Source organism: Barnesiella sp. An22, assembly GCF_963931395.1.
Classification (GTDB): domain Bacteria; phylum Bacteroidota; class Bacteroidia; order Bacteroidales; family Barnesiellaceae; genus Barnesiella; species Barnesiella merdigallinarum.
This window is the reverse complement of sequence record NZ_OZ007014.1, coordinates 1270032-1284326: the sequence shown is the minus strand read 5'-3', so window position 1 is coordinate 1284326 and position 14295 is coordinate 1270032. Positions and strand designations below refer to the sequence as shown.

The 14295-nt window shown below is 52.9% G+C and carries 12 protein-coding genes; 4 read left to right on the top strand and 8 right to left on the bottom strand.

Going from position 1 to position 14295, the window contains the following annotated elements:
• Positions 1–120: 120 nt before the first annotated feature.
• Entirely contained in the window at positions 121–1017 is an 897-nt protein-coding gene (locus ABGT88_RS05165; protein WP_346700802.1) for a helix-turn-helix domain-containing protein, read from the top strand.
• A gap of 206 nt (positions 1018–1223) precedes the next feature.
• Here the strand turns inward: ABGT88_RS05165 and ABGT88_RS05160 are convergent, their stop codons facing one another.
• The 5 genes from ABGT88_RS05160 to mce are packed head-to-tail and all read right to left on the bottom strand — an operon-like array spanning position 1224 to position 5750.
• Positions 1224–2381, bottom strand: a complete 1158-nt coding sequence (locus ABGT88_RS05160) for a sodium ion-translocating decarboxylase subunit beta (protein WP_025278053.1) — start codon at positions 2379–2381, stop codon at positions 1224–1226.
• Between the two features lie 4 nt (positions 2382–2385).
• Positions 2386–2814 carry a biotin/lipoyl-containing protein gene (locus tag ABGT88_RS05155; protein WP_025278054.1) on the bottom strand — a complete coding sequence of 143 codons (429 nt, stop codon included), beginning with the start codon at positions 2812–2814 and terminating at the stop codon, positions 2386–2388.
• A gap of 27 nt (positions 2815–2841) precedes the next feature.
• Positions 2842–3756 (bottom strand): OadG family transporter subunit, encoded by a 915-nt coding sequence (locus ABGT88_RS05150; protein WP_087408078.1) that lies wholly within the window; start codon positions 3754–3756, stop codon positions 2842–2844.
• A gap of 21 nt (positions 3757–3777) precedes the next feature.
• Entirely contained in the window at positions 3778–5331 is a 1554-nt protein-coding gene (locus tag ABGT88_RS05145) for an acyl-CoA carboxylase subunit beta (RefSeq protein ID WP_087408079.1), read from the bottom strand.
• A 5-nt stretch (positions 5332–5336) separates the two neighbouring features.
• Entirely contained in the window at positions 5337–5750 is a 414-nt protein-coding gene (mce, locus tag ABGT88_RS05140) for a methylmalonyl-CoA epimerase (protein ID WP_258326438.1), read from the bottom strand.
• A 363-nt stretch (positions 5751–6113) separates the two neighbouring features.
• On the opposite strand from mce, the gene dnaK reads away from it, so the two are divergent.
• The gene (gene dnaK / locus ABGT88_RS05135) at positions 6114–8021 is read left to right on the top strand and encodes a molecular chaperone DnaK (RefSeq protein WP_346700799.1); all 1908 of its coding nucleotides are present in this window, start codon (positions 6114–6116) and stop codon (positions 8019–8021) included.
• Between the two features lie 321 nt (positions 8022–8342).
• Here the strand turns inward: dnaK and ABGT88_RS05130 are convergent, their stop codons facing one another.
• From ABGT88_RS05130 to ABGT88_RS05120, 3 genes are read right to left on the bottom strand one after another with little or no spacing between them, the layout of a single operon-like run.
• Positions 8343–9281: a ribose-phosphate pyrophosphokinase gene (locus tag ABGT88_RS05130; protein WP_087408083.1), complete on the bottom strand. Its 939-nt coding sequence runs from the start codon at positions 9279–9281 to the stop codon at positions 8343–8345.
• Between the two features lie 53 nt (positions 9282–9334).
• On the bottom strand, positions 9335–11080 hold the full coding sequence (locus ABGT88_RS05125) for an alpha-amylase family glycosyl hydrolase (protein ID WP_346700796.1): 1746 nt from the start codon (positions 11078–11080) through the stop codon (positions 9335–9337).
• 19 nt (positions 11081–11099) lie between these two features.
• Positions 11100–11915, bottom strand: a complete 816-nt coding sequence (locus ABGT88_RS05120) for a patatin-like phospholipase family protein (RefSeq protein ID WP_298663441.1) — start codon at positions 11913–11915, stop codon at positions 11100–11102.
• Between the two features lie 329 nt (positions 11916–12244).
• Here ABGT88_RS05120 and ABGT88_RS05115 point away from each other — a divergent pair, with 329 nt between their 5' ends.
• Both ABGT88_RS05115 and ABGT88_RS05110 read left to right on the top strand, forming a co-directional pair.
• Positions 12245–12808 carry an L-threonylcarbamoyladenylate synthase gene (locus tag ABGT88_RS05115; protein ID WP_162611672.1) on the top strand — a complete coding sequence of 188 codons (564 nt, stop codon included), beginning with the start codon at positions 12245–12247 and terminating at the stop codon, positions 12806–12808.
• Positions 12805–14217, top strand: coding sequence for a sugar transferase (locus ABGT88_RS05110; RefSeq protein WP_346700794.1), 1413 nt, complete (start codon positions 12805–12807; stop codon positions 14215–14217). Before ABGT88_RS05115 ends, ABGT88_RS05110 begins: the two co-directional genes overlap by 4 nt.
• Positions 14218–14295 lie beyond the last annotated feature (78 nt).

Here is a 14295-nt window from a genome sequence, read left to right as displayed (position 1 = left end):
AAGCAACACAGCTGTAAAGTTCCTTTTTCTACTGTTAGTGTTCCAAAAATCGGATTTAAGAAAAATTTACAGCTAAAATTCACACATATCACATTATATTTGTCCAAAACATCGCATTTTATGGACAAAACATGTATCGAAAGTTTCACCCACAAACAACTGAAAAAGTTAGTCGAAATCAAACATTCCACCGGACTGGAAGACAGCCTCATCATTATCGAGAACGACCGCCCCGACATCGACTTCTTCAAATACCCGTGCCGTATAGACTCGCTGGTAGCACTGGTATGCCTGTCGGGTGAGATGACAATCAACATCAATTTGAACGAATATCACATCCAGCCGGGCACCATGATATTGAATCTACCCGAAAACATCGTACAGCTGAATAGCGAGCTGCAGTGTTCCTTTTACGGGATTTCAGTGACCCGTTCGTTTTTTGAGAAAGTTCAAATCAATTTCAGCGACATCATTCCCGTATACTCTCAATTACGAAACGAGCCTTGCCTACGACTCTCCAAAGACGAAATCGAAATCTTCTGCAAGTTCATATCGTTGATCAAGCTCATCAGCCAATCGACAGAAGGGAGTAAAAAGATGGAAACACTCCAAAACCTGGGAGCCGCGCTCATCTGGCAACTGTACGACCTGATTCTGAACTACACCCCTGTCTCCAAAAACGAAAATAAAAAAAACCGTCAAGAGATTATCTTCGGGCGATTCATCGCTCTGCTCTCGCAATACCACATGCAGGAACGAAGCGTTACCTTCTATGCCGAACAGTTGTGCATCACGCCCAAATATTTCTCGACGCTGGTCAAGAAACTGTCGGGCAAATCGGCGGCACAGTGGATAGACAACTATGTGATACTCGAAGCGAAAAACCTGCTGAAATACTCCGATATGAGTATCCAGGAGATTGCCTACCAACTGAACTTCTCGACCCAATCGTTTTTCGGGAAATACTTCAAACACCAGACTGGCATGTCGCCTACCGAATACCGGAATAAAGTGTAAACATTTTGATTATCAACTCCGAACGAAACTACAAGCATACCGCTTTCGCCTCCCTGTCGAAGAGGTTAATCATACTATAACTCCCGGCGCATACATACCGCAAATATGCCCATTACCCTGCACAAGGAAACGGTGAGAAAAAACAAGGGCGGTGCGCCTCCAGCGAGGAAGCGCACCACCCGAAGTATCATAACTCTGCAGAGAGATTATGAGAGGAAGCCGAGCAGCACACCGGCGGCAACAGCCGAACCGATTACACCGGCCACGTTGGGACCCATGGCATGCATCAACAAGTAGTTGGTCGAGTCATATTCGAGACCAAGGTTGTTGGAGATACGAGCCGACATCGGTACAGCCGAAACACCGGCGTTACCGATAAGCGGGTTGATTTTCTTGCTCTTGGGCAACACGAGATTGAAAATTTTCACAAACAATACACCCGAAGCCGAAGCAATGACGAAAGCCATGAAACCAAGAGCGAAGATACCGAGCGTGCTGGGGGTGAGGAACTCGGAAGCCTGAGTAGAGGCTCCTACCGTTACACCCAACAGAATGGTAATCGTGTCGCACAAGGGGCCGCTTGCGGTCTTGGCCAAACGCGAGGTAACACCGCTCTCACGCAACAGGTTGCCGAAGAAAAGCATACCCAACAGGGGCAAGCCCGACGGAACCAGGAAGCAGGTGAGCAGCAACCCGACGATGGGGAACATGATTTTCTCGTTTTGCGAAACGGCACGCGCCGGTTTCATACGAATTACACGCTCCTTTTTCGTGGTCATCAAACGCATGATAGGCGGCTGGATTACCGGGACAAGTGCCATATACGAGTAAGCCGAAACGGCTATGGCACCCATGAGGTTAGGAGCCAATTTCGACGAAAGGAAGATGGCCGTAGGACCGTCGGCACCACCGATGATGGCAATGGCACCGGCTTGGTCGGGGGTAAACCCGAGAGCCAAGGCGACCATATAGGCCCCGAAGATACCGAACTGGGCAGCAGCACCCACCAGCATCAGTTTGGGGTTGGCGATAAGCGACGAAAAGTCGGTCATGGCACCAATGCCCAAAAATACCAACGGGGGATACCAACCGGCACTCACTCCCTGATAGAGGATATTGAGCACCGAACCCTCTTCATAAATACCAACCTCGAGACCGGCATCGATTTTAAAAGGAATATTCCCGATAAGAATACCGAAACCGATGGGTACCAGCAACATGGGCTCGAAATTTTTCTTTATCGCCAAATAGATAAAGAACAAGCCCACCACAATCATAGCCAGGTGCGGGAGGGTACAGTTGGCAAAGCCGGTATACTCCCAGAACTGGACTAAGTTATCTCCTAAGAAATCTATAAATCCCATAGTCTTACTCAATTATGATCAGTTCGGTTCCTTCGAGTACCGAATCACCTTTATTTACTTTGATGGCCGTCACTTTACCGCTTTTGATGGCGTTGATGTTGTTTTCCATCTTCATGGCTTCCAGGATAAGCACGGCCTGGCCTGCGCTCACCGTATCGCCAACTTTCACCAAAATATCGTTCACAACACCGGGCAACGGCGATTTCACGGCGTCGGCACCCGAGTTGACAGTGGGTTTGGCGATAACGGGCTCACCCGTAGCAGTACGCGGAGCCGACGAGGGCTTGGGCGTAGAAACCTTTACAGGAGCAGCCTCTTCCATCTGTACTTTGTAAGTGGTACCGTTCACCTCGACATGGGCAATGTTTTTCTCAATTTCGCCAACAGAAACCTTATAGAGGTTTCCGTTGATTTTATACTTATACTCTTTCATAAGTTTGTTTAATCGTTTTTTGGGGGATTACTTTTTAGAGGGAATTTCACGCAGCGAATAAATCTTGGAGTTCCAAGGCGAGTAGGCTTTCTTCACCTTGTTGATGGTGAGGATTGTGTCTTCTACGTCGTGGGCTTCGAGATGCTGGTACAGAGCCATGGCGATAGCGGCATATACCTCGCCCGCCTCGCGGCCGAAGCCTTTCTCCTTGGCCTCTTCTTTATCGGAAATACCATGTACTCGCATAGCATTGCGCTTCTTGATGAGAACCGAGATTTGCCCGATAAGACGGAACAACAGGTAGAGCAGCAACAAACCGGCAAATACGATAGCCATGGCCATGATTGCCATACCCACCCCGAAGGGGTCGTGCTCGGTAAACATATCGATTTTCACATTCTTGTCGAGCGTAATGTTGTTGGTACTCGGCGTTACATAGCCCGACTGCTCGTTTCCGCCCTTGATTACCCAATGGCCCACACCGTCTTCGTAGCGGGCATAGGAGTGGTCGGTGGGAATCCCTGCCGGAACCGTCACCGAGTCGATGAGGTCACGACCGTTGGAATCGTAGAGACCAATCCAGTTGTCTTTGTCGGGGTCGAGCGTAAAATTCACGTGGAATGTTCCCCTGTTAGGCTTGCCGTCGGCCCAGAAAAGCACATGTTGCCGAGGCGGCATCTCGGTGAGAACATCGCCCTTGGGAATAGGATATTTCTTGGGATTGTTCTTGTCGTTGGTCAAGTAGCAGCTGCGCACATCGACGGTGCCAAAGGTGGTATTGAAAATCTCTATCCAGGCCGACTGACAGCCGTAGTCGTCCTGATAGTTGTTTTCGTTGGTCACCAGCACCTCGTTGATACGCAAGCCTTTCCTTCCCTGTGCCCATACCGACGATACCATGAAGGCAGCGAACAGGAATATCCCTAAAATTTTTTTATTCATTGTCGTTATACTTTAAAGGTATTACAAAGGAATATTACCGTGCTTTTTAGCCGGATTGGTTAATTTCTTGGTCTGCAACTGTTGCAAGGCACGAATGATGCGGAAACGCGTGTTGCGAGGCTCGATTACGTCGTCGATGTAACCATACTTGGCTGCATTGTAAGGATTGGCAAACAGTTTGGTATACTCGGCTTCTTTCTCGGCCATGAACTTGGCGGGGTCTTCGGCCTCTTTGGCTTCTTTGGCATAGAGCACCTCTACGGCACCGGCACCACCCATTACGGCGATTTCGGCAGTAGGCCAAGCGTAGTTCATGTCGCCACGCAGTTGTTTACAACTCATCACGATGTGCGAACCGCCATAGGACTTGCGCAGTGTGATGGTGACTTTGGGCACCGTAGCTTCGCCGTAGGCGTAAAGCAGTTTGGCACCGTGCAGAATCACACCGTTGTATTCTTGTCCCGTACCCGGCAAGAATCCCGGCACGTCGACGAGGCTGACGATAGGAATGTTGAAGGCGTCGCAGAAGCGAACGAAACGAGCGGCCTTGCGCGAAGCGTTGCTGTCGAGCACACCGGCCAGGTATTTGGGCTGGTTGGCTACGATACCTACCGACTGTCCGTTGAAGCGGGCGAAACCGATGATGATGTTCTTGGCGTAATCGCGTTGGATTTCGAGGAACTCGCCATTGTCGATGATGGCACCAATTACCTCATACATGTCATAAGGACGGTTGGGGCTATCGGGGATAATCTCGTTGAGCGAGTCTTCGAGACGGTCGATGGGGTCGTTGCAGGGAACGAGGGGAGCCTCTTCGAGGTTGTTTTGAGGGATATAGCTGATGAGCTTGCGAATAATAGCCAGTGCCTCTTCGCCGTTTTCGGCAGCAAAGTGAGCTACACCCGATTTAACAGAGTGAACTTCGGCACCACCGAGGGCCTCTTGTGTTACATCCTCGCCCGTTACGGTTTTCACTACCTTCGGGCCGGTGAGGAACATGTAGGAGATACCTTTGGCCATGATCGTGAAGTCGGTCAAGGCAGGCGAATATACGGCACCACCGGCGCAGGGACCGAGGATAGCCGAAATCTGGGGAATCACACCCGAAGCCATGATGTTACGCTGGAAAATCTCGGCATAACCGGCCAGGGCGTTGATACCCTCCTGGATACGGGCACCACCCGAGTCGTTGAGGCCGATACAGGGCGCACCCATCTTCATGGCCATATCCATGACCTTGCAGATTTTCAAGGCCATCGTCTCGGACAAAGAACCGCCGAACACGGTAAAGTCCTGAGCAAAAACATAAACAAGGCGGCCTTCGATCGTACCGTAACCGGTTACGACGCCGTCGCCCAAAAACGATTTCTTCTCTTGACCGAAGTTGGTACATCTGTGTCGCACAAACATATCCAACTCTTCGAAGCTGCCTTCGTCGAGGAGTTGCGCAATACGCTCACGAGCCGTATATTTACCTTTCTCGTGTTGTTTATCGATGGCTTTTTGTCCACCACCCAGGCGAGCCTGAGCGCGCAGCTCAATCAGCTCCTGTACTTTTTCAAGTTGATTGCTCATATTTCTTATTTATTAGGGTCTTCACAAAGTTCGGTTAATACGCTGCAGGTCGATTTGGGGTGCAGGAAAGCGATGTTCAGCCCCTCGGCTCCTTTGCGGGGAGCCTTGTCGATGAGGCGCACGCCCTTGGCTTCGACCTCGGCCAACGCATTGGCTACACCATCTTCAATAGCGAAAGCCAGGTGATGGATACCCTCGCCGCGTTTCTCTATGAACTTGGCTATTGTGCTGTCTTCGCTTGTGGGCTCCAGCAGCTCTATTTTTGTCTGTCCTACCTTGAAGAAGGCTGTCTTTACCTTCTGGTCGGCCACCTCTTCGATGGAATAACATTTAAGACCTAAAATGTTTTCATAATAAGGAATAGCTTCTTCGAGACTCTTCACAGCGATTCCTAAGTGTTCAATGTGAGAAATGTTCATAATAATTAGTATTTAGTTAACTTATACTTTCAGGCTACTGTTTTCACACCTATTATAAGATGGGCAAATTTACGTCATTTCGGTTTAATAACGAAATAAATCGGCGAAAATAAGCTCCCGGGCCATCAACCTTTTAGCCCCGCAGATGTTTTCTACACAGAGCCCCACAGCCGCCTCCGGCCGATATGACAAATCGACAGCATTACTGACACGGGCGGCCGAAGAGCTTTTGGAAAAGACTGACAAAAGCAACATTTTCGAGAGCCTCGCTTTTTGGCATGGCATTTGAATATTATGGAGTGTCGCTCGCAAGGGCGGCGGATAATTAACTCTATTGAATAACAAATAAAAAAGAATATAACTATGGGAAAGATTATTGGTATTGACTTAGGAACAACCAACTCGTGTGTAGCCGTAATGGAAGGCACCGAGCCGGTAGTAATCGCCAACAGTGAAGGTCGTCGCACGACTCCTTCGATTGTGGCATTTGTAGACGGTGGCGAACGTAAAGTGGGCGAGCCCGCCAAACGTCAGGCCATCACCAACCCGACGAGAACGGTATTCTCGATCAAACGTTTCATGGGCGAATCGTACGACCAGGTAACCAACGAAATTGCTCGTGTACCTTACAAGGTGGTTCGCAGCGACAACAACATGCCGCGTGTCGACATCGACGGTCGTCTCTACTCTCCGCAAGAGATTTCGGCCATGATTCTGCAAAAGATGAAAAAAACGGCCGAAGACTATCTGGGTCAAGAGGTAACCGATGCCGTCATCACGGTACCTGCCTACTTCAACGACTCGCAACGTCAGGCTACGAAAGAGGCCGGTGAGATTGCCGGTTTGAACGTACGCCGTATCGTCAACGAGCCTACGGCTGCCGCTTTGGCCTACGGTCTTGACAAGGCCAACAAAGATATGAAGATCGCCGTATTCGACTTGGGTGGTGGTACGTTCGATATCTCTATCCTGGAGTTGGGCGACGGTGTATTCGAAGTAAAATCGACCAACGGTGATACTCACCTGGGTGGTGATGACTTCGACCACGTAATCATCGACTGGCTGGCCGACGAGTTCAAGAACGACGAAGGCGTAGACCTGCGTGAAGATCCTATGGCTCTGCAACGGTTGAAAGAGGCTGCCGAAAAGGCTAAAATCGAGTTGTCGAGCTCGACTTCGACCGAGATCAACTTGCCTTACATCATGCCTGTAAACGGTGTGCCCAAACACTTGGTTAAGACGTTGACCCGTGCTAAATTCGAGCAGTTGTGCGACCGCTTGATCCAGGCTACCATCGAGCCCTGCCGCAAGGCTCTGCAAGATGCCGGCTTGAGTGCATCGGATATCGACGAGGTAATCCTCGTAGGTGGTTCGACCCGTATTCCTGCCATCCAGGCTATCGTAGAGAAATTCTTCGGTAAGACTCCTTCGAAGGGTGTTAACCCCGATGAGGTAGTGGCCATAGGTGCCGCCATACAGGGTGCCGTATTGACCGGCGATGTAAAAGATGTATTGCTGCTCGATGTAACGCCTCTGTCGCTGGGTATCGAAACGCTGGGCGGCGTGATGACCAAACTGATCGACGCCAACACGACGATTCCTACCCGCAAGTCGGAAATCTTCTCGACCGCTGTCGATAACCAGCCTTCGGTAGAAATCCACGTACTGCAAGGTGAACGTCCTATGGCCAAAGACAACAAGACCATCGGTAAGTTCCACCTCGACGGAATCCCCGCTGCCATGCGTGGTGTGCCTCAAATCGAGGTTACATTCGATATCGATGCCAACGGTATCTTGAATGTATCGGCCAAAGATAAAGGTACGGGCAAAGAGCAAAGCATTCGTATCGAGGCTTCGAGCGGCTTGACCGACGCCGAAATCAAACGGATGAAGGACGAGGCTGCCGCCAACGCCGAAAACGATGCCAAGGAAAAAGAGCGTATCGACAAACTGAACCACGCCGATGCCCTCATCTTCCAGACCGAGAAACAGCTCAAAGAGATGGGCGACAAGATCCCGGCCGACAAGAGAAGCGCCATCGAATCGGCTCTGAACAAACTGAAAGAGGCTCACAAGGCTCAGGACATCGCCGGTATCGACTCGGCTTCGAGCGAACTCGAGAGTGTACTGCAAGCCGCTGCTCAAGACCTGTACAACGCTCAGGCTCAACAACAGGCCGGTGCTCAACAGGCTCAACCGGGTGCCAACGCTCAACAGGGCGACAACAACGGCAAGGATGTGACCGACGTTGACTTCGAAGAGGTCAAATAAACGAGTAAATCTCTAATCCTCTATACCCAGCGAGGCGTATCGCAAAACGCGATGCGCCTCGCTTTTTTTATGCCCGACCTGAATAGGGACGACGGGTGCAAGGCAGAAAGAGCCCGGTGAGTAAAGGGCCCTATGGGTAAAGCGATGATTCTCCCGCAGGCAGGCACGCCAGCCCAGGAACATCCCAAGCCAAAGAGGAACTTCCTCCCCCTCCCCTGCTCTCCCGGCGGCCACACGACGGTTCGGAGGGCTGGGATACAAAACGACGAAGGCCGGTGCCTGAATGGCATCGGCCTTCGTCTGTTATAACGGTGTGCTGTATTACAGCAGGTATTGCGAACTGATGGATTTGTTTTCGTACACGCGGCGAATGGTGTCGGCAAAGAGGTCGGCGATGCTGATGATGTGTACCTTGTCGCACTGCTTGGTGTAGGGGATACTGTCGGTGAAAATCAACTCGGTCATCGACGAGTTCTGTACACGCTCGGTGGCGGGATCGCTCATCACGGCGTGCGAAGCGATGGCACGAACCGAAAGGGCACCCTTGCTTATCATCAGATCGGCAGCCTTGGTGATGGTGCCGGCGGTGTCGACCATATCGTCGACGAGGATTACATTCTTGCCCTCTACATCGCCAATCACGGTCATGCTCTCCACTACGTTGGCTTTGGCGCGTTGCTTGTGGCAAAGTACCAGAGGCACACCCAGGTATTTGGCATAGGTGCTGGCACGCTTGGAACCTCCTACGTCGGGGGTAGCTACCACCATATCCTTGAGGTTCAGCGACTGGATATAGGGAATGAATACCGACGAAGCATAGAGGTGGTCAACGGGAACATCGAAGAAACCTTGAATCTGATCGGCGTGCAGGTCCATCGTGATGAGGCGGTTGATACCGGCCACGCTCAAGATGTCGGCCAGGAGTTTGGCGGCGATGGAAACACGGGGTTTGTCCTTGCGGTCCTGACGAGCCCAACCGAAGTAGGGAACGACAGCTACGATAGATTTGGCCGAAGCGCGTTTGGCGGCATCAATCATTAACAACAATTCCATCAGGTTGTCGGAATTGGGGAAGGTCGACTGCACCAGATATACCTGGCAGCCCCGAATCGACTCCTCGAAAGAGACGGCAAACTCACCATCGGCAAAATGCTGAATGTTCATTTGGCCTAATTCGCAACCCAGACTATTACAGATTTTCTCAGCGAGATACCTTGAATTGGTTCCCGAAAATACCTTGAAGGGAGGTGTTTGACTCATGATTTTTTGAATGTAAAAACAGAGATTATTATTTTGAGACAAAGGTACAATTTCTATTTCGAAATTTTCTTGTCCTTTTTCATTTTTTCTATATTTCGTTGGGAAAAATTTTTTAATTCCATCTTCCACACCACGGCACCATAAGCGGGCAGCGCGCAGTCGAAGGGGGTGTCGGGACTGATGGTTTTGGTCTCTTTTTCGCCGCTTATCAGCTCGGTGGCTTCGTACTGTCCGGCTACGATTTTCATCGTATCGAAGGCGTGCCCGGGCAGGTTGATGGCCACCTGGGCCGGGCGGGAGTCGAAGTTGACCGCCACCAGCAACAGCTCGCGGCCGTACTTGCGCAAGAAGGTGTAGTGACGGTGCGGATTGAAGCGGGGGTTCTCGCCATTGACATACATCAGGTCGAAGAACGAGCCCTGGCTCACGGCCTTTTCGTGGCGGCCAATATTGAGAATCGTCTTGTAGAGGTTGCGCAGCCGCTTCTGCTGCGGAGTGAGTTTGGCTATCGAGCAGCGACCGCCGTCGTACCATTGCCGCACGGTGGGTACACTCCAGTAGTCGAAGATGGTGGTGCGGCCGTCGTGTCCGCTGAATCCCTCGGCATCGTCGCCACGTTCGCCCAGCTCTTGCCCGAAGTAAATCATCATGGGGCCGGTGCTCATCAGGGTAGCCACCGCCAGCGCGGGGATGGCCTTGTCGGCATCGCCGGCAAAGAAGGGCGAGGCGAAACGCTGCTCGTCGTGATTCTCGAGGAAGTTGAGCATGTGCCCCCCTATCCCGTCGACAGCCTGCCAGCAGTAGGTGAGCTGTGCGGCCGATACCTGGTGGCAGAGCACGCCCCGCAGCTTGTCGTAGAGGCCCACCTTGTCGTAGAGGTAGTCGAACTTGCCCTTCTCGAGGTAGAGCCGGTAGAGCCCCTGGTCGTAAATCTCGGCGATAAAGAGCACCTGGGGGTAGCTCTCCTTGACGCGCGAGATGGCCCAGCCCCAGAACTCGACGGGCACCATGTGGGCCATGTCGCAACGGAAGGCGTCGATGCCCTTGCCGCACCAGAAGAGGAGGATGTCGAGCATCTTGTGCCAGGTGTCGGGGATGGGGTCGAAGCAGAGGCGATGGCCGCCCATGTAGTCGACTCCGTAGTTGAGTTTCACGGTCTCGTACCAGTCGTTCTCGTTGGGGAAGGCTCCGAAACAGTCGTTGCCGGTAGCCTTGGCGGGGTATTCGAAATAGCGGTCGTCGCCCTCGCCGATGTAGAATTGCGGGGTAAAGGCCTGCCGGGGTATGTAGTAGAAGTTGTTCGAGGGCGAGAAGTGCATCTCCTTGTTGTCGTGCGCACCCAGATCCTCGACACCCTGCGGGGCGGCATCGGAGTGGTACTGACGGGCCACGTGGTTGGGCACGAAGTCGAGCACCACCTTCAGGCCGGCCTCATGGGTGCGGGCCACGAGGGCCTCGAACTCGTGCATGCGCTCGAGCGGATTCTCGGCCAGGTCGGGGTCTATGTCGTAATAGTCCTTGATGGCGTAGGGCGAACCGGCTTCGCCCTTGACCACATATTTATTGTCGGGGCGGATGCCGTAGCGGGAGTAGTCGGTCTTGGTGGCATGTTCGATGACACCGGTATACCAAATGTAGTTGGCCCCCAGCTTCTTGATTTCGTTCAACACCTTGGGGGTAAAGTCGTTGAGCTTGCCCGAGCCGTTCTGTTCATAGGTACCGTTGGGCACACACGAGGCACAGCGGTTCGAAAAGAGGCGGGGAAGCACCTGGTAGATAATTATCTTCTCGTCGGTCATATTCGTATGATAATCTTTTTTATTTATTCAGTTCGTTGATACGCGAGGCCCGCTTGCCGGTAAAGAGCTTGAGGGTCTGCTGATACCCCACGTTGGCAATATCGCGCAGGGCGTGGATGTCGAACACGGCATAGCGCGCCGCCTCCTTCATGGCGATGAAGAGGTCGCACATCTTCATATCCTCGACCACATTGCTCTTGGACATGAAGCTGTAGGAGCGGGTGGCAATGTCGACAATCGACTGCTTGTAGCTCTTGTTGACCAGCGGGCTCACGTTGATGCCGATTACCGTGTCGCACTCGTTGCGTATGGGGAAGACGGGCAGGTTGCGCAGCACACCGCCGTCGACGTAGTGGGTGCCGTCGATGAGTACCGGCGGAAATATGATGGGGATACTGCACGAAGCGGTGACCCGCTCGGCAATCGAGCCCGAACGCCACACCACGCAGGTGCCGTGGTCGAGGTCGGTGGCCGTGACCACTACCGGGATGGAAAGGTCTTCGATGCACTCGGTGCGCAGCGACTTCTGCAGAAAGTGTTTAAACCGGACTATCTTGAAGAAGCCGGCCCGGGGCAGTGTAATCTCGGCCAGGTCGTTGAACGAAAGGCCCGAGAAGAGGTCGAGAATTTCGTCGGGCGAATAGCCGTCGGCATAGAGCACGGCAATGACGGCTCCGGCACTGGTACCCGAAATGATGTCGGGACGGATACCCAACTCTTCCAACGCCTTCAACACGCCCACATGGGCAAACCCCTTGGCGCCACCGCCACTCAACGCGAGGCCCAAACGGTAGGGCCGGACCTCGACCGGAAGATTCGCTTTTGTTGCAGCCATTTTATTTCGCTCTGTTTTTCCCGCGAAGATACGACTTTTCGGGGAGCGAGCCAACAGGAGAAAGCCAACCATGGCATAATTATGCCTCCTGTTTCAAAAATATTTTGTTATCGATGCACGAATCGTTATCTTTGTTACACGAAAACAGGAGAAGCCTCGATAGAAAAGGCAAATAGGTTTGTGCTTCTACTTTCGACTTTGTCTGTATTTACAGGCTCTTTCAACGGAGTGTACCGGGCCGCAAAGAGTTGTTCGCGTGTTCGAAACCGGCACAACCAAACGTACAGTTTTTTGTCGTAACACTAAAAAAAGAGGATTAAGACATGGGAATCAGCGAAGATATCAAGCAGGCTTGCGAAGTGATGGAGCGCGGCGGCGTGATTTTGTACCCGACCGACACGATTTGGGGCATCGGTTGCGATGCGACCAATGCCGAAGCGGTGAAACGGGTGTATGAAATCAAGCAGCGGGCCGACAGCAAGGCCCTCATCGTGCTTACCGACAGCGAGCCGAAGGTGGAATATTATGTGAGCGAAGTGCCCGAGACGGCGTGGCAACTGCTCGACGTGGCGGTGAAACCGCTCACAATCATCTATCCGGGAGCCCGCAACCTGGCCCCCAACCTGCTGGCCGAGGACGGGAGTATTGCCATACGCATCACGCACGAGGCTTTCTCGAAGGAGTTGTGCCGCCGCTTCAGAAAGGCGATTGTGTCGACGTCGGCCAACATCAGCGGGCAGCCTTCGCCCCACAACTTCGCCGAGGTATCGGACGAGATTAAAGCGGCCGTCGACTACATCGTGGAGGCCCGCCGCGACGAGACGAAAGAGGCGGTGCCCTCGAGCATTATCAAACTCGAATCGGACGGTTCCATCAAGATTATACGCGAGTGATTAACGGCAGACGACAGACAAGACGCTATGTGTTGGGCGACTACCTGGCCTCGAATGTGGCCTGGTTTCTGTTCAACATCGTGCGATTTCACTTCCCCGGCATCCAGGCCGGCGGGTCGCTGAAGGCGTATCTGCTCTCGTCGCGCGTGATCGAGGGGCAGATTATCTTCCCGCTGCTGATGATGGGGGTCTACTACCTGTCGGGCTACTACAACCAGCCGTTTTTCAAGTCGCGCATTCAGGAGCTGGTGCAGACCCTGGGGTCGGTGCTGGTGAATACGCTGCTTATCTTTTTCATCGCCCTCATCAACGACGTGCTGCGCCTCCGCATCGACAACTACGAACTGCTGTTGCTGCTGTACGGACTGCAGTTTGTCTGCGTCTATGCCGTCAGAGCCACGATTACGGGTAACGCTACCGCCCTCATTCACCGGGGCAAGTGGCAGTTCAACACCTTTATCATCGGGTGCGGCAGCAAGGCGGTGAAGCAGATGCGCGAACTCGAAGAGCCGCGCCACTCGCTGGGCTACCGCATCGTGGGATTCATCCGGGTGAACGACGAAACGGCCGACCCCGAGATTGCCGACCGCACCTACCCCATGGAAGAGTTGCCCCGCCTGTGCCGGGAGATGAAGATACAGGAGCTGATCGTGGCCCCCGAAGAGGACAATCTGGTGGAGCTGCACCGGCTCATCAACACGCTCTACCCCCTGAACCTGCCCATCAAGCTGGGCACCGACGAGTTCAACATCATCTCGTCGCGGGTAAGGCTGACCAATATCTACGGGGCTCCCCTCATCGACATGAGCAACTGCGCCATCTCGGAAGGCGGGAAGAACATGAAGCGGATGTTCGACATCCTGGTTTCGGCCGTGGCTCTGGTGCTGCTCTCGCCGCTGTTTGTGGTGCTGGCCATCCTCATCAAACGCGATTCGAGCGGGCCGGTTTTCTACCAGCAAGAGCGCATCGGGTATCGGCACCGGCCTTTCAAGATTTATAAATTCCGCACGATGAAGGCCAATGCCGAGTCGGGTACTCCCCTGCTCTCGGAGGAGAACGACCAACGCATCACCCGCATCGGCCGGGTGCTGCGCAAATACCGGTTGGACGAGCTGCCCCAGTTCTGGAACGTGCTGAAGGGCGACATGTCGCTCGTGGGGCCGCGCCCAGAACGCGAATACTTCATCCGCCAGATTGTCGAGCGGGTACCCTACTACGTGCTGCTGCACCAGATACGCCCGGGCATCACCTCGTGGGGCATGGTGAAGTATGGCTACGCCCGCAACATCGACGAGATGATTGCCCGGCTGAAGTATGATATTCTTTATTTGGAAAATATGTCGCTGCTGGTCGACCTCAAAATCATTATCTACACCATACGGACAGTGGTCACCGGCAAAGGCATGTAACATGTAAAAGGAAACTTATATGATAGACGAAGAAGATATTGAAGTAGACGACACCCCGAAGGAGGGGAAACGGCACGA

Excerpts from the sequence above, each read along its gene's own strand:
- ABGT88_RS05165 (WP_346700802.1), top strand. The coding sequence starts at position 121 with ATGGACAAAACATGTATCGAAAGTTTCACCCACAAACAACTGAAAAAG.
- ABGT88_RS05160 (WP_025278053.1), bottom strand. The coding sequence starts at position 2,381 with ATGGGATTTATAGATTTCTTAGGAGATAACTTAGTCCAGTTCTGGGAG.
- ABGT88_RS05155 (WP_025278054.1), bottom strand. The coding sequence starts at position 2,814 with ATGAAAGAGTATAAGTATAAAATCAACGGAAACCTCTATAAGGTTTCT.
- ABGT88_RS05150 (WP_087408078.1), bottom strand. The coding sequence starts at position 3,756 with ATGAATAAAAAAATTTTAGGGATATTCCTGTTCGCTGCCTTCATGGTA.
- ABGT88_RS05145 (WP_087408079.1), bottom strand. The coding sequence starts at position 5,331 with ATGAGCAATCAACTTGAAAAAGTACAGGAGCTGATTGAGCTGCGCGCT.
- mce (WP_258326438.1), bottom strand. The coding sequence starts at position 5,750 with ATGAACATTTCTCACATTGAACACTTAGGAATCGCTGTGAAGAGTCTC.
- dnaK (WP_346700799.1), top strand. The coding sequence starts at position 6,114 with ATGGGAAAGATTATTGGTATTGACTTAGGAACAACCAACTCGTGTGTA.
- ABGT88_RS05130 (WP_087408083.1), bottom strand. The coding sequence starts at position 9,281 with ATGAGTCAAACACCTCCCTTCAAGGTATTTTCGGGAACCAATTCAAGG.
- ABGT88_RS05125 (WP_346700796.1), bottom strand. The coding sequence starts at position 11,080 with ATGACCGACGAGAAGATAATTATCTACCAGGTGCTTCCCCGCCTCTTT.
- ABGT88_RS05120 (WP_298663441.1), bottom strand. The coding sequence starts at position 11,915 with ATGGCTGCAACAAAAGCGAATCTTCCGGTCGAGGTCCGGCCCTACCGT.